Genomic DNA, 21,912 nt, shown 5'->3' with positions numbered 1-21,912 from the left:
AGTAATGCCAAAAAGAAAATTTAAAAAATAAAAATTACTTTTATCACCATGACGGGAAAATCAGACTTAGATATACAAGCATTTTTAGCTCAAGACGAGCAAAAAGACTTATTGCGTTTATTAACTGCAGGATCAGTTGATGATGGGAAGTCAACATTAATTGGACGACTTCTCTTCGATAGCAAACGCATTTATGAAGACCAGTTAGCCGCTCTGGAAACAGACAGCAAACGCGTTGGCCATGCCGGTGAGAATATCGATTATGCTTTGCTGTTAGACGGTCTTAAAGCAGAACGCGAACAAGGCATCACCATTGATGTGGCTTACCGCTATTTTAATACCAACAAGCGTAAGTTTATTATTGCTGATACTCCCGGGCATGAGCAATACACCCGGAATATGGTGACGGGGGCTTCTACTGCTAACCTGGCTATTATCCTGATTGATGCCACCAAGGGAGTAATCACACAGACCAGGCGGCATACTTTTCTTGTTAACCTGCTGGGAATTCAACATGTAGTGTTGGCGGTTAATAAAATGGACCTGGTTGATTACAAACAGGAAGTATTTGAAAAAATCCGGGCAGATTATGAGGATTTTGTGGCACAGTTGGATATTCCGGATGTGGAATATATTCCTATGTCTGCCTTGAATGGTGACAATGTGGTGGACGAAAGTGAACACATGCCCTGGTATCAGGGTAAGTGTATGCTTGACTTTCTGGAGACTGTCCACATTAGTAGCGACCGGAATTTTGAGGATTTCCGCTTCCCTGTACAATATGTACAGCGACCGGATAGGGATTTCAGAGGTTTCTCAGGTAAGGTTGCTTCCGGTATCGTGAAGCGCGGGGATGAAGTTATGGCCTTGCCATCCAGAAAACAATCGAAGGTTAAAGAAATCATTACTTATGATGGGGAACTTGAAAAAGCTTTTCCGCCTCAATCGGTAACGCTGACACTGGAAGATGAAATTGACATCAGTCGTGGCGAGATGTTGGTACATACCGACAATCAGCCCCGGCTGGAGCGTCACTTTGAGGCAATGGTGGTCTGGATGGATGAAGAACCAATGGACCCTTCTGCTCAATTAATCATCAAGCACAATACCAATAAAACCAAGGTTCGCTTTGATCAATTGCGCTATCAGATAGATGTCAATACCCTGGAGAAGAAGGAGATTAATGTGTTGGCATTGAATGAGATAGGTAGAATGGTGATGACCACCATGAAACCTTTGCTTTTTGATCCGTATAAAAAGAATCATCATACGGGAGCGTTTGTATTGATTGACCCAATTAGTCACAATACCGTGGCTGTAGGTATGATTATCGACAAGGTTAATGCCGATGAGTTGCCATCACGAATTACAGAAATGGATCGTGAAAAAATGAATCGTGGCGAAAGTCTGATTACTACAGAAGAACGTGAGAAACGATATGGACAGAAGGGACATACCATCTGGATTACCGGATTACATGGAAGCGGCAAGAGAGAGTTGGCTTATTCGTTAGAAAAACGTTTGTTCGATGAAGGAAAAACAGTTGTTGTTTTTGATGGAATCACAATTCGCGCAGGTCTATCTCATGAGTTGGATTTCACTAGCAGCGATCGGGCTGAGCATTTGCGTCGTGTAGCTCATGTCTGCCGCATGCTGAACGAACAGGGAATTATTACCATTTGTTCTTTTATTTCACCAAAAGCAGAAACACGGCGACAGGTGCAAGAGATTGTTGGCGAAGAACGGTTTCATGTGATTTATATGGATGCTTCCCTGGAATACTGTAAAAATCAAAAGCCGGAGCTTTATCAAAAAGCTGATTCAGGTGAATTGGAGGTTCTACCTGGTTATACTACTATTTACGAAAAACCTGAGAATGTGCAGATGGTGTGTTCACCTGAAACCTTAGAAGGAAATTTGAATATGGTAATGGAGTATTTTGGGAAGGTAAAAGTCTTGTAATTTTTGAGGGTTGAGGATGAGTGTTTACCACAGATAACAAATATGAACACAGATTATTTGAATTACCAATAGTCAAATCATTTTATTACCTCAATATTACTCAAACTCGGCAATTCCAGTCAATGATTGAAGAAATGTAAGACTTTCATTAAAAAAATGGTAAAAACCAGTATTTTCTATTCTGTGGTTAAATATAAGTCAAACGATATCTGTCATAACTTGTTTCACTCAAATTAAATGTTCGGTTCTTCGCTTCGCTCAGAATAGTAGGAAATCTAACTTTGAATCATGACGACGAGATTATTGGTGGAAAATTTTTTACCTTATTCACATGGAGGCTTCGCTTGATTTTTGTAAGAAGAATAAAACCGAATTAAACGAGTTCAGTGAATAATGCAAAATAAATCATTTGTCTGGTGTATATGACCAATATGAATTTTCGGTTGGTGGCACAATGAAATTATCTCCAAAAAAATACAATAAATCCAGAAGGAATATTGGATTACCTTAGTGTTAATGAGGTGTTTCGGCTTTATTTATTAGTTATTTTATGATTGATAGAACATATAAAGCAATAACATATAAAACTTCCGTTTCTAGCTTTATTTTGTATGTAAAACTTACTAATTAACCTATTAAAAAAAGCACACCAAAAAACATATTTAAGATACAATAAGTTGAGAATAATATCATTCATTACAAAGAAACTTAAGTTTACTGGAAATAAAGAAAAAGTTGCTATAAATGTTTCTTGGGCTGTATTAGGAAAAGTTGTCAATATCCTTAGTAGTCTTTTTATAGGTATTTTAGTGGCTAGATATCTTGGTCCTGAGGATTTTGGGTTGATGAGCTATGTGATGAGCTATGTGGCAATTTTCCAAGTACTCGCAACTTTTGGGTTAGAAAATATTGAAATCAGAGAATTAGCAAAAGAAGATAGTGATGTTCCAAAGATTATGGGAACATCATTTATTATCAGAATGATACTTGCTTTCACTACAATAATAGCAATATTTGTAACGCTTATAATCTTTAAAACAGATCAACAAACGAAAACATTGGTGTTGATTTTTTCTACAACATTAATATTTTCAACAACAAAAATTATAAGAAATTACTTTACTTCCATTGTCCAGAATGAATACGTAGTTAAAACTGAAATTTCACGAACAATAATTGGTGCAACTATTAAAATTCTTCTTCTGAGCATTAATGCTCCATTAATATATTTTATAATGGCCTCATCTTTCGATTTATTTTTAGTTGCTACAGGGTTTATTATTTCATTCAATAAAAAAATAGGACTTAAATTGCCTTGGAAGTTTGACAAGTGGTATGCTATTTATTTAATCAAACAATCATTTCCACTTCTTCTTTCTGCATCAGCTGTTGTTATTTATCAAAAAATTGATCAAGTAATGATAAAACAAATGATGGATAATGTAAGTGTTGGGCAATATTCCGTTGCTTCCAGAATTATTGAAATAGGGATATTTATTCCTGTCATTGTTTCACAAACGATAGCTCCATTGTTAGTGAAAAAATTACATAAATGCAAAGATGCATACATTAAGAAGAGACAACAATACATGAGTATTATTGTATGGGGAGGTATATTAATTTCACTAATAATATTTATTCTATCCAAACCCGCTGTAACCATTTTATTTGGTAGTCAATACTTAGATGCCATACCAGTTTTAAAAATTTTATCTTGGAAAGTTGCATTAATGGGGTTATTTAATTTTTCAGCACAAATTATAATTATTGAAGGTATACATAAATTTGTTGCTGTCAGAAATATTTTTGCTTGTTTTACAAGTGTTTTATTAAACTACTTTTTAATTCCACATTACGGCATCATCGGTTCATCTATTGCATCTATATCTGCCTTTTTTATTTCAGGTTATTTAGCACATTTATTTATACCGGGATATCGCTTTATTTTTTATATTCAAACGAAATCCTTGGCAGTTGGATGGAAACAATTTTTTAACATTAAATCATTAAAATGACATTAGACAATACAGTTATTAAAAACGGTTTTTGTGTTGGCTGTGGTGCATGTACTGCTGTTAAGGAATCAAATTATAGCATTCAGTTTGACCAATATGGAAAATATATTGCAACCTCAAAAAAACAAACTGATTTTAACGTAGAAGAAAAGTTGAAAAATGTATGTCCTTTTACATCCCCCCGCAATGAAACTATCATAGCACAAGAATTATTCAGTGAAAAAAATAAATTTCAGGAACATATTGGCTACTATCAAAATCTTTATGCCGGTTATGCAACAAATGAAAAATATCGATTAAGTAGTTCTTCCGGAGGAATACTCAGTCTATTCATAGAATTATTATTTCATAAGAAAATGATAGATGGTGTTTTGCATGTTAAAAGAAGTAGTAAAAATAACGCTCTTTTTTGTTACTCGATTTCAAATAGCATCAATGAACTGAGAGACGGTAAGAAATCCCGTTACTATCCTATTAGTTTTAATGAAGTCCTTAAAGAAATAAAAGGCGATGGTAAAAAATACGCAATTGTAGGAATCCCTTGCTTTTTAAAAGCGATTCGTTTGTTGCAAAAAGAGGAAGAAGGGTTTAAAAATATAGAATACTTTGTAGGAATTATTTGTGGTCAGCTAAAAAGTAAATATTTTGCTGATATTTTTACTTTGCCTTATAATGTTAAAAGTAAGAATGTTAATTTCATAGATTTTCGTGTCAAATTACAAAATAAATCTGCTAACGAATATGCCGTAGAATTTAAGACTAATAAAAAAGACAGTAAGCTTATTCTTACACAACCTGCAAAAAATATATTTGGAAGTGATTGGGGACTTGGAACACTTAAATACCAAGCGTGTGATGCATGTGATGATGTGTTCAATGAAACTGCAGATATTGTTTTTGGTGATGCATGGGTGCCTCCTTACAATATTGATTGGAAAGGGACTAATATTGTAATTACAAGAAATCGAATTGCTGAAAAGATCATTAGAGAACTTAAATCGAACAAATCAATTAAGATTGACAATCTCTCAGAAAAAGAAATTCTTACTACCCAGGATCCAAGTATACGCCACCGCCGAGTTAATATAGGATATCGGTTGCATAAATTCTCTAAAGAAAAAGATTGGGTTCCTGAAAAAAGATTTAAACCAACCTCCGTTATTGACCGGAAAAATAAAAAAATACAAGATGCTCGAATGCGCTTTGCAAAAAGGAGCCATTGGGCAATGAAATCCGCATTAAGACTAAACTCATCCTTAGTGTTTATAATTACGTTATATCCATTGTACTTGAGAATGAATTATTTAAAACATGGTTTAAAAGGTATTATACCAACCAAGATTAAACACGTAATAAAGAAAATATTATCCAAGAAATAAGAGGAATTATGAATATTTTAATTATCAATCAACCGTTGAATAATAGGGGGGATGAGGCAGCACATAAAAGTTTGATGCGTAATCTTAATACAAAATTCCCCGATTACAAGATAACTGTGCTATTTCAATCTGCACCGCAAGACAGTATTAATCAATTTAAAGTATCATATCCTTTAAATGAATATATAAACATAAAAACGATGACTAAAGGAGCCAATTTCATAAGAAAATGGGCTTTACGTTTGCAATTATTAAAACTTTCTTTAGTTCATCCTGCTAATTATTCTATAATTAAATATATCAAAGAAGCAGATTTTATTGTTTGTGCTCCCGGAGGAATTTGCATGGGGTCATTTCAGAATTGGAATCATATATATAAGCTTTCATTGGCAAGTGCCTACCATAAAAAAGTGGCTTACTATTCAAGATCTTTCGGACCTTTCCCAATGAAAACTAAGTGGAATAGATGTTTTAAAAATGTTAGTCTTAAGTTGTTAAATAATTTCGATTTTATTTCAATTCGCGATGCGAAAACGATGAGTTTAGCAAAAAAAATGAACATCCCTTATGTTCCAGCAATTGATACAGCATTTTTAGATACTCCAAACGTGAATTTGCCTTCGGGACTCAAAGAGATTGTTCATAAAGTTGACTATGTAATATTTGTTCCAAATTCGCTTACCTGGCATACTGCTTTTAATAATTGCCGGCCAGAATTTATTAAGGAATTCTATTTAGGTATTATGAAATTACTTCTATCAAAATACCAAAATACCAAAATATTGATGCTTCCTCAATTATTTAATGTAGGAAAAAAGTCTGACGAAATTTATTTTAAAACACTTGTAGAAGAGATAAATAATAAAGATATTATTGTATTGTCTGAAAAATATAATTCAGATATACAACAAACTCTTATATCAAATGCAAAGTTGGTAGTAGGTGCTCGTTATCATTCTATAGTATTTGCAATTAATAATAACACACCTTTTGTTGCTCTTTCATATGAACACAAAATTTCAGGATTATTACAAATTTTGGATTTAGAAAAATATGCTTATAATATTGAAAATTTTGGAGTTGAGCAACCTGAGATCAAAAATGCATTAATTGAAATAGAGAGAATTATCGAAATGGCTAAAGCAAATACTAAAGCTAAAATAGTCGCTCATAAAATTGCGCAAGACTGTTTTAATACATTTTCTAAAGAACAACTCAAAAATAATTAATTAGAACATTTATTCTTTCTGCAATATGCCATTGGTAACAAATATTTCACTTAAAAGATTCTACAAGTTTCTAATAATATTTTTGCCTTTAATATCCTTTTATTTCTATGGGTACATCAATTTGAATATAGAGTATTCAAAGCTTCTATATTTCTTAGTAGTTAGCCTCTGTCTTTTAATTTTTTCAAAGATCTTTCTATGCAAATTCAAAAATAAGCCGTATTCAAGATTAATTAAGTACATACTCTTGTTAATGCTATTATCTACATTTATGGCATTTGTGTTTAACCAACAAAATATAATCTTAGGATATAGAGCTACAATGCCCTATTTGGCATTAATCTATTTTTTCATTTTAAAGCAAGCTAAAGTTAGCTATTCCTTTATTGAAAAAGTAATCTGGTTGTATTGCATATTTTATATCTTTATTTGGCTATATGCTCTATCTCAAGCACCTGATGTGCTCTTTCAGCTTGATATGTCAAAAGATATTCGTGATAATCGAGGTTTCTTTCGTCTGTTTATTCCCGGTAAAGAATTTATCTATGGTGGATTATTTTTAGCTTTAAACTATTATTTTGTTTCAAGAAAATTCAAATGGATTATTATTTCTTCAGCAATTTTTCTAGTTATAATAATGCACGTAACCAGACAGACAATTTTTTTCGCATTTATAGTGTCATTATTCTTTTTTTTTAAAGAAACTAGGTCTAAATGGTTAATAATTACATTAGCTGTAATATTATATATGGCTATTCCAAGAATTGTTAAAGATCGTTCATCTAAATTAGACCAATTAATTAAGCTTACCGAATCACAAATCGAAAGTACAAATGCTGGTGAAGAAAATATTAGGGTAACCGCATATAAATATTTTTTTACAGATTATACTGAAAATTTTATTACCGCAATTTTGGGAAACGGTGTTGCCCATTTTGAAAGTCATATGGGGAAAAAAGAATTAATGCTTGCAAATCAATATGGCCTATATGCCTCAGATGTTGGTTATGCCAATATTTATATAAAATTAGGATTTCTAGGATTGTTTTTTTATTTACTCATCTTTTATAGGAGTATCAAGCAAAATGTGCCAATTCAAATAAAATATGCACAGATGTATCTAATATTTATGGCTCTTATAAATATTGGAACATCTACTGTTCTTAAAAATCCAATATTATTCTCTCTTTGTGTTTACGTTCTGGAAAAGCACTATTCTAATTCTAAAATAATAGTATAAGTTGATGAAATTTTCCATTGGAATACCAGCATATAAAGACAAGTTCCTAAGTCAGTGTATAATAAGCATATTAAATCAAACTTATAATGATTTTGAGCTGATTATTGTAAATGACGCTTCACCTGCAGACTTAGACTCCATTGTATCTGGGTTCAAAGACAAAAGAATAAAATATTATAAAAACACAAAAAACTTTGGTGCAATAAACTTAGTCGACAACTGGAATAAGTGTCTTTCCTATGCTAAAGGAGAATATTTTGTTCTTATGGGGGATGATGATATGCTGGAACCTAATTATTTGTATGAATTTAATAAGCTTATTTCTAATAATCCTAACCTCGATGTTTTTCATTGCCGTTCATACATAATTAATGAAGAATCGGTGAAAATAGGCTTAACCCCAGTTTGGGCAGAATTTGAAACTGTATACGATAATATTTTTCATCGAATGAAAAGTGGAAGACAGCAATTCATTTCAGATTTTGTATACAGAACATCAGCACTCAAAAATAGAGGTGGTTTTTACAAAATACCTCTTGCTTGGGGTACAGATGATATCACTTCATTTATCGCAATGGATAAAAAGGGAATTGCACACACCAACAAGCCATTGTTTTGTTACAGAAGAAGCCCTGTTACAATATCAAGTTCAGGTAATTCTGAGCAAAAACTGCTTGCTTTAGACTTATACCAAGAATGGATGGATGATTATGTATCTAAAACAGCCCCTGTGGATGTAATAGACACTATTCAGAAAGCTAATATTGAAGACTATAATCGCACTTATTTTCAAAAAAGAAAGATTCAGACATTATCTAAAACCTACAAAAACAAAGGCATCTTAAGAATGTTATTTTGGTTCAATCAACGTAAACAATATAACCTATCAGGTCCATTAATAATTTACTCGTATATAGAATATCTGAAAAGTAAATTTTCAGACAACAAAAATTGAAAATTGCTACATGTATTAATGTATATACCATGAATAAAAAAGCAAATAACCAAAACCACAAAACATATAATAAAATATTTTGTATTGGTTTAAACAAAACAGGCACAACATCTTTGCATGATGCTTTTTTGAAACTTGGCATCCAAAGTGTCCATTGTAATGAAAAAAATGGCAGACACATTAAACCCATTATAAAAGATAACTATGAAAGTGGTAACAAGTTATTGCAAGGAATCGAACATTATGATGCCTATTCCGATTGGAATATTCCCTCTACGAATCACTTATTTATTGAATTGGATAAACAATATCCGAACAGCAAATTTATTCTCAATACAAGGGATATGAATAGTTGGATAAAAAGCAGAGAAAAACATGTAAAGAGAATAAAGAATTTGGATAAGCTTCAAGAAAAATATCCAGATAATCCCTGGTATAATATAGATAAAAATGCATGGGAAGAAGAATTTAGAAATCACCATAAAAAAGTTCTTGACTATTTTGCCAATAGAAAAGATGATTTAATCGTTTTCGATGTAACAAATGGTGATAGCTGGGAAAAACTTTGTAACTTTTTGAATAAAGATATTCCAAATAAACCTTTTCCGGTTTCAAATAAAGGGAATATTTACCTTAAATTAAATCATAGGTTTAAGCAACTTTTTAACAACAAAATTAAATTATGGATAAAGGGAAAAATCTATAAATCTTAATATAGTTCACCATTAAATTTGCCATAAAAATTAACTTAATCATTAAGTTTTATACTAGGACTTTATGAAAGTATACTATTATCCACCTGATTTCCCCTCTAATAGAGATTTTGTAAAAAACCCTTATTCAAAACTTTTCAAAGAGAGTATTTCCCAGTATTATAATGTAATTAATAAAAACTCAATAGTCAATATTTCAATAATTGACCTATTGAAGAACGTATTTAGTTTGGAGTGTATTATTTTTAATTGGATTGAAAACCTACATACTAGAAAATTAGGCATATATCAGTTTTTTCTGTTTCTTTTAATTCTTCAAATCTTGAGAGTTAGGAAAGTTAAGATTATTTGGGTATTACATAATTTTCACCCTCATAAAGGAGAACATATAATATCAAAAATCATTAAGCATTTAATGTTTCGTTATTCACATTTAATTGTGACACATTCAAAGGCAGCAATGCATTTTGCAAAAAAAGAGACAAACAAAAAAGTGGTGTTCTTCAATCATCCTATTAATCCAGAACTCTTAAAGTTCAATACTGATTACAATCCCAATAATGAGAAATATTATGATATTCTGATATGGGGATCAATTGAGCCATATAAGGGGGTATTGGAATTTTTACAATATGTAAATACAAACAATATCAAATGGAAAATAAGAATTGTTGGCAGGTGCAAAATCAATTCTTATGAAAAGGAAATTCGAAAACTCACAAGTTCTAATATAACTTTTGAAAACAAAGCAGTTTCTTTTGAGTACCTTTCATCACTTATAAAAACTTCTAAATTTGTATTATTCCCCTACAAGTCAACGTCAGTGTCCAGCTCTGGTGCATTAATGGACACTATTGCTTTATTGGGAAACATAATTGGCCCCAATATAGGTGCATTTCAAGAGCTGAAAGAAGATAATATTTGTAAAACATTTAATTCTTACGAGGATATTGATGAAATTGTTAACTCTCGTGAACAAAATAACCTTGCTGCCTTCCAGAAGTTTATAGATGTAAATAGTTGGAGCAACTTTGGACTAAATTTGAAACATGAAATTGATATTCTATAGACATGTTTTTTAAAGTTTTATCCTTTGATGTTAAGTCTGAACTAGTCACTCACAGTCTGTATATTATAAAATGAAAATAGCAATTGTATGTACACTTTATCCTCCCTATATCAATGGTGGAGCAGAGATATCAACACAATTATTAGCGGAAGGACTTGTTAAATCCGGTCATGAAGTTTCTGTAATCACGACTTCAAATAAAAATGAGTTTGATATACTAAATGGAGTCGAAGTTTACCGTATTAGAAATAGAAATATTTATTGGCGATACCCTCAAAGAGAAAAATTCTTCGTAAGTAAATTATTATGGCATTTTATTGATATTTCAAATTATTTATATCGTATTCCATTAAAAAGAATTCTTTCTAAAATTAATCCTGATGTTGTTCATAGTAATAACCTTTGCGGTTTGTCAACCATAATATGGCAAATATCATCCCGTTTAAAAATTCCGATTATTCATACGTTAAGGGATTACTACTTAATTTGTCCGCAACAAGCAATGATAAAAAATGGAAAAGCATGTATAAAACAATGTAACACCTGCCAAGCATTTTCTTACGCAAAGAAACTAAAATCACATCACGTAAATGCTGTAGTTGGAATAAGTAATTTTATCTTAGAAAAACATATATCCCTGGGCTACTTTAATCGTTCAAGGTTTAAATTAAATATTCCGAATGCCATTAATATTAATAATAATATCAGAAAAAAAACATCACAATCGGATTCTTCAATTGGTTACTTAGGGCGTATCTCTCCTGAAAAAGGTATAGAATTTATGATTGATTCATTTCTAAAAAGTAATAATAAAGGTTTTCGGTTATTGATTGCAGGTACTGGTAATCGTTCATATGAGAAAAAAATTAAAGATCAGTATGAAAAATATGATGAAATCGTCTTTTTGGGACAGGTCAATTCTTTAGATTTTTTTAGTAGAATTAATCTTCTAATCGTTCCTTCTTTATGGAATGAACCATTTGGCAGGGTTATTATTGAAGCTTTTTCTATGAATATTCCTGTATTTGCTTCTAAAAATGGAGGTTTACCTGAAATAGTAAATGAAAAAGTTGGAAGACTCTTCGATTCTGCTGACCAAAATTCTCTTATTGCCTTAATGAATAAATACTTCTCGAATAAATTTACTTTTTATGAAAAAGATTTGAAAGAAACAGCTTCAAAATACGACAACAATAGAATCATTTCTTTGTATTCAGAGTTATATTCAGAATTATTAAATTCAAAGGAACTATGAAAATAGCCCTAATTCACGATGGAATCATATGCAGAGGAGGTGCAGAACGTGTATTCTTATCCTTTCTTAAGGCATTTCCTAATGCTGATATTTTTTCTACCGTGTACTATCCCGAAAATTCGTTTCCTGAATTTTCAAACTATAAAATTAACACCACATGGTATCAAAAAATTGCAAAAGATGAGTATTCTTATCGCAAATTATTTTTTCCTATTGGTGCTTGGGCTGCAAAGTCGATTGATTTAAGTAATTACGATGTAGTGCTACAGTCAACAACTACAGGTGCCAAATATGCTAAGTTTGGAAAACAAACAATAGTAATTTCCTATTGTCACCAACCTTTTCGCTTGTTATGGAATCCTAATTCATATAATCAGTATAAAAACGCGGGAAGAATAAAGAAGAGAATCTTTGATGCCCTGATTAGTCACTATAGAAAAGTTGATTATAAAAGTGCAAATAGGGTAAATATTTTTATTGCAAATAGTAAAACTACTTCTCTAGCGATAAAGGAACATTACAATAGAAATTCGGATTATATCGTCAATCCACCAACTGGTGTATCTCAAAAAAATTACAAAGCAAATCCAAAGGATTATTATTTGTTGGTTTCAAGATTAGAACCATATAAGAAAGTTGATCTTGCTATTGAAGCCTTTAATGATTTAAAGGAGAAATTAATTATTGTTGGAAAGGGTACTCAAAAAAATCGACTAAAAACATTATCAAAAACAAATATTGAATTCAGAGAGGGAATAAGTGATAATGAACTTGATAAGTTGTATACACATTGCAAGGCTTTTATTTTTCCACAACGTGAAGATTACGGTATTACTCCGTTGGAATCAATATCTGCAGGAAAACCTGTAATAGCATTTGGAGAAGGTGGTGTTTTAGAAACAATGATTCCATACAATGGTAGAAATGAGGAAGAATGCACTGCAATATTATTTGAAAATCAGACTAAAAATGATTTAATTGAGGCTGTTAAATTATCACAAAGTCTTTCGTTCAATTCAAGATTTATTTTTCAACACTCTTTAAAATTTAATGAGGAGCACTTTATTGAGAAGATTCAAAATATCGTTCAAAAACATTCAGGAGAAATAAATTTCAAATAATTTCAAATAATTTTATAGGGTGAAGTTGCAATGTGCCACTTTAACAATCGGTTCGTAATTTAATATTAGTTCCTCTCAGTATTTTACAATTGTCGGTCATGTCGACCGTTGTGAAGCAATTTCCGCCTTCCCGCCTGATAACAATTTTAAAGTTAAACTGTTAACAATATGAAAGGCATAATCCTGGCCGGAGGCTCTGGCACCCGTTTACATCCAATCACATTATCTACCAGTAAGCAGTTATTACCTGTTTACGATAAACCAATGATTTATTATCCTTTGTCAGCATTAATGTTGGCTGGGATAAAGGAAATATTGATAATAATAACTCCTGAAGATCAATCTTCTTTCAAAAGACTATTGGGAGATGGAAGTCAGTGGGGAATAGAACTCTCTTATGTGGTTCAACCGTCACCAGATGGATTGGCACAGGCATTTATTCTTGGAGAGGATTTTATCGGAGATGATGATGTTTGTTTGGTTTTGGGAGATAACATCTTCTATGGTCATGGATTTGTGGAGTTATTAAGCAGTGCTGTTAAAACTGTTTCAGAGGAGAAAAAAGCCACTGTATTTGGTTATTGGGTAAGCGATCCTGAGAGATATGGGGTATGTACTTTTGATGAGCAAGGCAATGTTACCTCAATCGAAGAAAAACCTGAAGAACCTAAGTCAAACTACGCTGTAGTGGGGTTGTATTTTTATCCCAATTCTGTAATAAAAATGGCTAAAGAAGTTAAACCCAGTTCCAGAGGTGAGTTGGAAATTACCAGTGTAAACCAGGAATATCTTGATCAAGGAAAGTTGAAAGTCGAATTGATGGGGCGGGGATTTGCCTGGTTGGATACCGGAACCCATGAATCACTTTTGGAAGCAAGTCAGTTTATTGAAACTTTAGAGAAAAGAATTGGATTGAAAGTGGCCTGCCCTGAAGAAATAGCTTATCAACAGAAATGGATCAATAAGGGCCAATTAAGGAAGATAGGAGAAAGTTTAAGTAAGAATCAATACGGGCAATATTTATTGTCTCTGGCAGAAAGAAAGTAACAATGAAGTTTATTCCTACAGAAATAGAAGATTGCGTAATCATAGAACCGAAAGTATTTGGAGATCATCGGGGCTATTTCTTTGAATCCTACAATCAAAAACAATTTGAAGAACATATCGGCAAGGTTGATTTTGTGCAGGACAATGAGTCACGCTCTTCGAGAGGCGTCTTAAGAGGGCTGCATTTTCAGCTACCACCTTACAACCAGGCAAAACTGGTACGATGTATTGAGGGAGAGGTGTTGGACATTGCAGTTGATTTGAGAAAAGACTCTCCAACTTACAAAAAATATGTCGCCGTAACATTGTCTGCCGAAAATAAAAGACAGTTGTTTGTTCCCCGTGGCTTTGCTCACGGGTTTGTTGTTTTAAGCGAGACTGCCATCTTTTCCTACAAGGTGGATAATTGGTATGCCCCGGAACATGATTCCGGAATTATTTGGAATGACCCTGAGATTGGTGTTGACTGGCAACTTCCAAACAACGAAGTGTTGTTGTCAGAAAAGGATAAAACTTTAAAACCTTTGAAGGATACAGTAAATCCTTTTTTAATTTCGAACTAAACCTGCACATGTAAAAGGAATTTTTAGTTGTTTGCTTCTCAAGAGAATGTTCGTAGTACTGAAAACTTTTATCTATCCAAAAAGGCGCGTGAGCCTGTTCGCTTTCCGGGCCGGCGGTTAGCGGGAAGGCAAAATGGGCGACTGTCATGGCCTTGTGCAAGGGCCAGATATTTTGGCTTTCGCAGGGGGATAGGGTTAAGCGGACTAGACTTTTTGGGTTTTTTTTTGGGGCAATGCCAAAAAGAACAATAATGGTTAAATTGTAATGTCTTTTATCTTTTTAGAAAAGGTTTAAAGCTCTTGCTGCTTTGTATTTTAAATCCATTGAAATTTATGAAATCAATACTCATAACCGGAGGAGCCGGATTCATCGGAGCCAATTTTGTTCCTTTTTTCGTAAATAAATATCAAGATTGCAAAATCATCAACCTGGATAAGTTGACTTACGCAGGAAATTTGGATAACCTGCTGGAAATAGAGGGTGCTACAAATTATGAGTTTGTAAAAGGAGATATTTGTAATCGGGAGCTGCTGGAATACCTGTTTGAGAAGAATGATATTCGTGGAGTAATACATTTTGCCGCGGAGAGTCATGTTGATAACTCCATTTCAGGTCCGGAAGTATTTATTAAAACCAATGTGAACGGAACGTTTGCATTATTGGATGTGGCCAGAAAACATTGGATGGAAGCACCCTTTAAGTACAAAGCAGGCTATGAGGGATGTCGTTTTCACCATATATCAACAGATGAAGTGTATGGTACTTTGGGAGAAACCGGACTTTTTCGCGAAGATACTCCTTATGCGCCGAATAGTCCCTACTCCTCTTCAAAAGCCGGTTCCGATTTGTTGGTGCGTGCCTATTTCCATACCTATGGCATGGATGTAACCACCAGTAATTGCAGTAACAACTACGGTCCCAAGCAGCACCATGAAAAATTGATACCAACGATTATTCGAAAGGCGTTGAAAGGAGAACAAATTCCAATCTATGGAGATGGAAAAAATATACGGGATTGGTTATATGTATTGGATCATTGCACAGGTATAGACTTGGTGTTTCATAAAGGGAAAAGCGGAGAAACCTATAATATTGGTGGCCGCAACGAAAGAGATAACCTCTTTATCGTAAATCATATTTGCTCCGTTTTGGATCAAAAACAACCGAGGGAAGATGGTTCATCCTATAAAGAATTAATCACTTTTGTGGAGGACCGTGCCGGACATGATCGCCGCTATGCCATTGATGCGACCAAGATTGAAACAGAGTTGGGGTGGAAGGCAGCAGAGAATTTTGAAACAGGCATTGAAAAAACGATAGATTGGTATTTAAAAAAAATTAACTAAATGAACTTCTACTCCCTCCTCCGCCTCCACAAACGCATCAAAAGCCGCCGGTTAAAACTCCTGGGGTTGTTTGCCGCCTCTCATTTGAGGTTACGACATTTGTCCATCCGGATAGACCCGGTGCTGGGGTGTAATCTGGCATGCAGAATGTGTAATTACAGTTCACCAGAGCACAGGCGGAGTCATAAAGGAACACTTGCAACAGAAGAATTTGAAGAGATAGCCCGGGTATTGTTTCCCCGGGCTTTTCAGTTAATAGTGGGGTGTGGTGCAGAGCCAACAAAGCATCCGCAGTTCAAAGAATTATTTTGGTTGGCAAAGCAATACAAAGTTCCCGATGTGGGGATTGTCTCTAATGGGCAGTTGCTGAAAAAGAGCGATCTGGAATATATGGCGGAACAAGGTGTTAACGAAATAATCCTGTCTGCTCACGGGGTGACGCAGGGCACCTATGAGAAATTTATGACCGGTGCCAGTTATGAGAAGTTTCTGGAATTGCTGGAGCAGCTCACTCAACTGAAAGAGAAGTTACCGGAGAAAAATGTGATGTCGGTCCGCATCAATTATACCGTCAATCCTGACAATCTGGAAGAGTTGGAACGTTTTTTTGAGGTGTTGGGGGATTATCAGATAGACGCTTTACAGGTTCGGCCCATCATGGATATTGGAGGTAAATACACAAAGCTGCTGACTGAAGAGTTACGCCCGCGATACAATCAGATAATAAAACTGTTAAGTATCGAATGTGACAACCGGGGCGTGAAATTACTGGCCAATACCCTGGATCTTTCCTATCAGAAGGAAAACGAGGATGCTGACCTGGCAGAATTGGTTTATACCTACGTATCGCCCAATACTGCCCCGCAATTAAATATTTCCTGGGCGAATTGTTCCTTTTCGAAGTTCAGGCGTGCCGATCATTGGAACCGGAGGTTGTGGAAAGCCTTTTTTAGCAAAAAATCCGGTGGCAAGTGGTTGAGCAGGTCGTTGAAGTATGAGGAGGTGTAAGGGGAGCCCCCTAAATCCCCCCAAGGGGGACTGGTTGTGGATTTTGTATTGTTAGTCCGGTGGTTTGCGAGATGCGGGGCTGTAAGGATTTTGTAAATGTTGGGATTTGGAGAGGATCTTAAAAACTTTTGGGTTCAAAGATCCATTCCCTTCCTTGGGAGGGGTTAGGGGAGGCCCTTCATTCCCCTCCCTGGGAGGGGCAAATAAAAAGGCATTTTTCTATTTTTGTGATACAGGGGAGACCTTGTTATTGTTTTTTACTTGATTAATCGTTAATTTTATTTCAAACAATTTGTTTAGAAATGGAGCGGAGTGAAATAATTCGACAGCTGAGAACTTCTTTGAAATCAGCTAATATCCATAAGGTAATTTTGTTTGGCTCGTATGCAAAGGGGACGAATAAGGCCGATAGTGATATAGATGTTTTGGTTGTTACCAGAGATCTTTCACTTCCGGGCTCTTTTGCTGAAAAAATGGCATTAAAATTACCTATAGCTAATGCACTTTCATCCTTGCGTGAAAAGGCTGATTTGGATCTTCTTGTTTATACATTACCCATGTACGAAAAGTTTAAGGAGATGGATAGTTTGTTGAAAAAAGAAATTGAGAAAGAAGGAACTCTGGTATATGAAGAAAGTGTCTAAGGAATGGATAGCTGCTGCGGAAGATGACCTTGAAGCAGCAAAAGCATTAGTCTCTCATGAACGACTCACTCATTTAGCTGCCTTCCATTGTCAACAAAGTATAGAAAAGGCATTTAAAGCTATTTCTGCCCGAATGCAGTGATATTAATTTATTGATTCTTTGCAGGTTCAAAATGATAGTTAGTTAAATGTCATCCTGAGGAAGCATGACGAAGGATCTGTTTTAGAGACAAAAGAATGGCTTGTTACTAAATATTTGGAACACTTGTTCGACCCTTCGCCTGACCTTCGTCGTACCATGTTCGACCTTTCTTCGACCGTTGTTCGACTGTTTTCCGACTCTATAGAGTCGAAGAAAGGCCGAACAAGAGTCGAACAAGCCCCGAAGAAGGTGCGAAGATGACTCGGTGGCTGCGCGGGTAATGAGCTGAAAATCAAGTCATTAGGCGTGTTTTTATTTAACAAAATGTTAAGTTGGCTGAAAAAGTCAGATTTTTTGATTTTTGGGCTGATTTCAGGTATGGAATTTCATCACAGCAGTTTTATGGGTGTATGGAAGCCGGCTTGAAGCCGGCTGATATGGATTGTAGTCCTGGATAAGCACACCGGCCTTAAGACCGGTGCTATTCTCATAAGGTACGTTTCTGATGGTGCGTTCCAATGATGATAATATTGCTATTTTCCATAGCAAAACCCTATCTCCCCTCCTTGGGAGGGGGCAGAGAAACCCAATATTCTATTTTTGTGTTTCGGGGGAAGCCTTTAGCCCCCCTCCTTGGGAGGGGCAAGACAAACGCATCTTTCTGTTTCTATGCTTCGGGGGAGGCCCCTTAATTACTTTTCACGCACCGTTGTTTTTTTTAATCACTTTTCATGGCAAGTAATCACTTTTCACCTATATTTGTGATGTTAGTTTTTCATGACGCTGTATGGAAAATATAAATTTTTCACGAGAAGTAACTGTTTTTCATGGACGAACACTTCCTGAAAAGGCCAGCATTGCAGGTTACGGGGCTGTTATTGATGGACTTGGCCTTTCAATGCCCATGCCTGATCGACTTGTTCTGATTAGTTACAAAAACCGTCAGTACGTGCAGGGCAATTGGCGGGTATTTACTTCCCGTCACCTTCCGGAAAACAATCTTTACAGTCACTTGATTTTTGCCATCAAGTATGAAGGGATTAACCTGTTGTTTTTTAAAAAGTTGTTTCAGAAGATATCATCCTCCGAGGTGATTTCAATAATATCCCGGGAACCAACAGGGCAATACAGCCGGAAAATCTGGTTTTTGTATGAATGGCTGATGATGAATCTTTTGGATGTGCCGGATATTCAACAAGGAAACTACGTGAATCTATTGGATGAGAAAAAGCAATTCGTAACCCGGGGAGTCCGTTCAAAGCGTCATAGAATCATCAATAATTTGCCCGGGACACGAGATTTCTGTCCGCTTGTATTTAAAACCGAAAAATTAATAAACTATTGTAGTTCCGCATTATCCGAGCAACAGGATAAACGTTTGAGCAGAGTCGGTAAAGATCTTTTACAACGAGCCTCCGCCTTTTTATTATTAAAGGATTCTAAAGCTTCTTTTTCCATTGAAGGAGAAAGTCCTAAAAGCAAGCGTGCTGCTCGTTGGGGCAACGCAATCGGTCAGGCGGGAGCGAATGCACTAAGTAAGGATGAACTGCTTCGGTTGCAACAAATGGTGATTGAAAATACACGGTTTGTAATGTTGGGTTTTCGCCGTGAAGGTGGTTTTGTCGGGGAGCATGACCGGTTAACAGGAGAACCGGTACCTGAACACATTTCTGCTCGTTGGCAGGATCTTGAACAACTTATGTCAGGGCTCATCGCTACAGGTTATTTGTTGGAAGAGGAAGAGATTGATGCTGTTGTGGCTGCTGCAATCGTGGCCTTCGGGTTTGTTTTTATTCATCCGTTTCAGGATGGCAATGGGCGTATTCATCGTTATTTGATACATCACATTCTGGCCAGAAAGGGTTTTACCAAACAGGGGGTTATTTTTCCTGTTTCTACATCTATTCTGGATCACATAACTGATTACAGGAATATTCTTCAACAATATTCACATCCGCTTCTTGATTTTATTGATTGGGAGCAAACCGCCGACAATAATGTGACGGTGCAAAATGAAACCATTGATTTCTATCGTTATTTTGATGCAACCCCTCAGGCAGAGTTTTTATACGATTGCGTTGCTGATACCATTTTTAACATCATTCCTCAGGAGGTGAAATACCTGGCCCAATATGACAGATTTAAGCATTTTTTGGATGATGAATTTGAAATGCCGGACAAAACGGTGGCACTTTTAGTTCGTTTTTTGGAACAAAATGAAGGAAAGCTGTCTAAGAGAGCTAAAGATAAGGAATTTTCCGATTTGTCAGATTCAGAGATAGGGATCATTGAAAAGGTGTTTGCAGATGTTTTTTATGATTAAAAGATTGAAGCCGGCTGACATGGATAGTGGTCATGTATAAGTACACCGGCTTAAAGACCGGTGCTAATCTCATAAATCACCATTTTCAAGATAAACCCGTTTTTTAGCCCCCCTCCCCGGGAGGGGCTGGGGGAAGCCCCACTCTAATACAAAAATCCAAACAGCCAGAGCGGAATTTTATTTCCAAATCCGTATTCGATATCATCAGAAGCAATCCAAGCCTTGTTTAGTTCAGTGATTTGTTTTGTGGTTTTGTTTTTACCGCCGATTTCAAACGAAAATTCTCCATCAATCAGGAAGTCTGTTTTTGGGGATAACTCTATCCGATGATGATATTTTAATTGATTTAAAAAGAAAGTTTCGCGAAGGTTCCCTTTGTCCGGATTTTCGGTAGTCAGGGTGAATATCAGGTTGGTGTTTTCCAAAAATATTTTATTGGGCTTTTGTAAGCGGCTGATGCCTTTTGCATTTTTCCAGGCAAGCGAAATCAGTTGTGCTTCCTGCAGATAATGCAGGTAATGCAGCATCGTTTCGCGGTTAAGGCCCGTACGCTCACTTAATTTGGAAATGTTAGGTGTGAAAGGAGCGGATTCTGAAATGATAAATAGTAGTTGTTTAAGCTTGTGTGTATAGGCAATATTTACATTTCTTAATCTCGGTAATTCGGTTTCCAGAATTAAATTTATTACCTCCTCAAGTCGAATATGATAAACTTCAGGCAATTCCTGAAAAAAGGGGTAATAACCATAGCTTAGATAATCAGTAAAGTATTTTAAAGGTTTTATTTTCGAGACAATATCCGGTGCAAGCGTTTCATGGTCATTCAATATTTGTTCCAGCGAAATTTCTTCAAATTTAATGTTGGTTTCTAATGCCAGAAATTCCCGGAAAGACAGTCCCTGCATATTGTATATTAAAGCCCGCCGGCTCAGGTCTGCATTGGCATTCAGTATTTCCAATAGAGAAGACCCTGTAAAAACGACCTTTAATTCGGGGTAATCGTCATAAATGTTTTTTATTTCCACCGACCATCCGGGATATTTATGAACTTCATCAAGGAACAGAAACTTGCCGCCCTCTTTGGCAAAGTTGTCAGCCAGGTCAATTAGTTTATTATCGCTGAACCAGATATTGTCCAGACTGACATAAAGAGTTGATTGGAGATTGTTCTCAAAATTTAATTTTATATATTGGAGCAAAAGCGTTGTTTTCCCAACTCCACGGGATCCTTTTATGCCAATTAGGCGGGCATCCCAGTTAATTTTGTCCATGATGCTGCGAACAAAATCAATTCGGGTTTGGGCCATCTTTTTCCTGAATATTTCTTTAAGCTTTTGCATTGTTTGAATATTTATTGTCATAAATATAGGTGTTTTTCGATGGCAGGGCAAACAAATTGAGTGCATTTTTGGTTGTTGTAGCAAACAAAAATATATTTGTATTGATTAGCCTTTGTGTGGCAAACGGCAGAACCGGGTGAAGGTTAGTAATGGGGATATGGATTTATAATGAATTTAGCCCCCGTCTTTAGGCGGGGGTGTGTTACGGAACACAGTTCACGAGAGCCGGCTTCAAGCCGGCTTTTCCGATAAAAGTACGATGTCTTTGTTGAGTTTTAGAAGCCGGCTTGAAGCCGGCTGATATGGATTGTGCTGCATGAAAACCCACCGGCCTGAAGACCGGTGCTATTCTCATAAAAGCCACCCCTGCCTCAATATGAAAAACCCCATCTTCCCTCCTTGGGAGGGGTAAGACAACCGCATCTTTCTATATCTATATTGCGGGGGAGGCCCTCTGTAGCCTTACCCAAAAACCATTTTTCAGTTCCTCCCGGAAAAATTATAAAACTTAGATTATAAAACTATGTTCTTTTGTATATTTGTACATTATAATGTACATT

The 21,912-nt window shown here is 35.3% G+C and carries 19 protein-coding genes; 17 read left to right on the top strand and 2 right to left on the bottom strand.

The features are described from left to right. Positions 1-48: 48 nt before the first annotated feature. The 16 genes from cysN to W7W_RS23220 all read left to right on the top strand — a co-directional run bounded on the left by cysN (position 49) and on the right by W7W_RS23220 (position 17,689). Positions 49-1,962 (top strand): sulfate adenylyltransferase subunit CysN, encoded by a 1,914-nt coding sequence (gene cysN / locus W7W_RS0113455; RefSeq protein ID WP_010664249.1) that lies wholly within the window; start codon positions 49-51, stop codon positions 1,960-1,962. Positions 1,963-2,639: 677 nt separating this feature from the next. Continuing rightward, on the top strand, positions 2,640-3,977 hold the full coding sequence (locus tag W7W_RS0113450) for a flippase (protein WP_010664248.1): 1,338 nt from the start codon (positions 2,640-2,642) through the stop codon (positions 3,975-3,977). After that, on the top strand, positions 3,974-5,356 hold the full coding sequence (locus W7W_RS22250) for a Coenzyme F420 hydrogenase/dehydrogenase, beta subunit C-terminal domain (RefSeq protein ID WP_010664247.1): 1,383 nt from the start codon (positions 3,974-3,976) through the stop codon (positions 5,354-5,356). The genes W7W_RS0113450 and W7W_RS22250 overlap by 4 nt, the downstream gene beginning before the upstream one ends. Before the next feature lie 8 nt (positions 5,357-5,364). Then, positions 5,365-6,585, top strand: a complete 1,221-nt coding sequence (locus W7W_RS0113440; RefSeq protein WP_010664246.1) for a polysaccharide pyruvyl transferase family protein — start codon at positions 5,365-5,367, stop codon at positions 6,583-6,585. Positions 6,586-6,856: 271 nt separating this feature from the next. After that, positions 6,857-7,825 (top strand): hypothetical protein, encoded by a 969-nt coding sequence (locus W7W_RS0113435; RefSeq protein WP_157202487.1) that lies wholly within the window; start codon positions 6,857-6,859, stop codon positions 7,823-7,825. 4 nt (positions 7,826-7,829) lie between these two features. Then, on the top strand, positions 7,830-8,780 hold the full coding sequence (locus W7W_RS0113430) for a glycosyltransferase family 2 protein (protein WP_010664244.1): 951 nt from the start codon (positions 7,830-7,832) through the stop codon (positions 8,778-8,780). Between the two features lie 29 nt (positions 8,781-8,809). Further along, the gene (locus W7W_RS0113425; protein WP_025007224.1) at positions 8,810-9,493 is read left to right on the top strand and encodes a sulfotransferase family protein; all 684 of its coding nucleotides are present in this window, start codon (positions 8,810-8,812) and stop codon (positions 9,491-9,493) included. Positions 9,494-9,557: 64 nt separating this feature from the next. Then, positions 9,558-10,562 (top strand): glycosyltransferase family protein, encoded by a 1,005-nt coding sequence (locus tag W7W_RS0113420; protein WP_025007223.1) that lies wholly within the window; start codon positions 9,558-9,560, stop codon positions 10,560-10,562. Positions 10,563-10,632: 70 nt separating this feature from the next. After that, positions 10,633-11,817, top strand: a complete 1,185-nt coding sequence (locus W7W_RS23225) for a glycosyltransferase family 4 protein (protein WP_081485183.1) — start codon at positions 10,633-10,635, stop codon at positions 11,815-11,817. After that, positions 11,814-12,938, top strand: a complete 1,125-nt coding sequence (locus W7W_RS0113410; RefSeq protein ID WP_010664240.1) for a glycosyltransferase — start codon at positions 11,814-11,816, stop codon at positions 12,936-12,938. The genes W7W_RS23225 and W7W_RS0113410 overlap by 4 nt, the downstream gene beginning before the upstream one ends. Before the next feature lie 168 nt (positions 12,939-13,106). Continuing rightward, positions 13,107-13,985, top strand: a complete 879-nt coding sequence (gene rfbA / locus W7W_RS0113405; protein ID WP_010664239.1) for a glucose-1-phosphate thymidylyltransferase RfbA — start codon at positions 13,107-13,109, stop codon at positions 13,983-13,985. A gap of 2 nt (positions 13,986-13,987) precedes the next feature. Further along, positions 13,988-14,548, top strand: coding sequence for a dTDP-4-dehydrorhamnose 3,5-epimerase (gene rfbC, locus W7W_RS0113400; RefSeq protein WP_010664238.1), 561 nt, complete (start codon positions 13,988-13,990; stop codon positions 14,546-14,548). A gap of 333 nt (positions 14,549-14,881) precedes the next feature. Continuing rightward, a complete protein-coding gene (gene rfbB, locus W7W_RS0113390) occupies positions 14,882-15,895 on the top strand; it encodes a dTDP-glucose 4,6-dehydratase (protein ID WP_010664237.1) in 1,014 nt (337 codons plus the stop codon). Continuing rightward, positions 15,896-16,903: a radical SAM protein gene (locus W7W_RS0113385; RefSeq protein ID WP_010664236.1), complete on the top strand. Its 1,008-nt coding sequence runs from the start codon at positions 15,896-15,898 to the stop codon at positions 16,901-16,903. A 302-nt stretch (positions 16,904-17,205) separates the two neighbouring features. Further along, a complete protein-coding gene (locus tag W7W_RS22240) occupies positions 17,206-17,547 on the top strand; it encodes a nucleotidyltransferase domain-containing protein (protein ID WP_010664235.1) in 342 nt (113 codons plus the stop codon). Continuing rightward, positions 17,531-17,689, top strand: coding sequence for a HEPN domain-containing protein (locus W7W_RS23220; protein WP_010664234.1), 159 nt, complete (start codon positions 17,531-17,533; stop codon positions 17,687-17,689). The genes W7W_RS22240 and W7W_RS23220 overlap by 17 nt, the downstream gene beginning before the upstream one ends. A gap of 372 nt (positions 17,690-18,061) precedes the next feature. Here W7W_RS23220 and W7W_RS23545 read toward each other — a convergent pair whose 3' ends face one another. Then, a complete protein-coding gene (locus W7W_RS23545) occupies positions 18,062-18,208 on the bottom strand; it encodes a hypothetical protein (protein ID WP_157202486.1) in 147 nt (48 codons plus the stop codon). A 268-nt stretch (positions 18,209-18,476) separates the two neighbouring features. On the opposite strand from W7W_RS23545, the gene W7W_RS0113365 reads away from it, so the two are divergent. Beyond that, on the top strand, positions 18,477-20,012 hold the full coding sequence (locus W7W_RS0113365; RefSeq protein ID WP_010664233.1) for a Fic family protein: 1,536 nt from the start codon (positions 18,477-18,479) through the stop codon (positions 20,010-20,012). Positions 20,013-20,155: 143 nt separating this feature from the next. Here W7W_RS0113365 and W7W_RS0113360 read toward each other — a convergent pair whose 3' ends face one another. After that, complete coding sequence (locus W7W_RS0113360; protein WP_025007300.1) at positions 20,156-21,352, bottom strand: ATP-binding protein; 1,197 nt, start codon at positions 21,350-21,352, stop codon at positions 20,156-20,158. Positions 21,353-21,912 lie beyond the last annotated feature (560 nt).

The sequence above is a fragment of the Marinilabilia salmonicolor JCM 21150 genome, assembly GCF_000259075.1.
GTDB classification, from domain to species: Bacteria; Bacteroidota; Bacteroidia; order Bacteroidales; family Marinilabiliaceae; genus Marinilabilia; species Marinilabilia salmonicolor.
The sequence above is the reverse complement of the archived record's forward strand: the minus strand, read 5'-3'. Positions and strand labels throughout refer to the sequence as shown.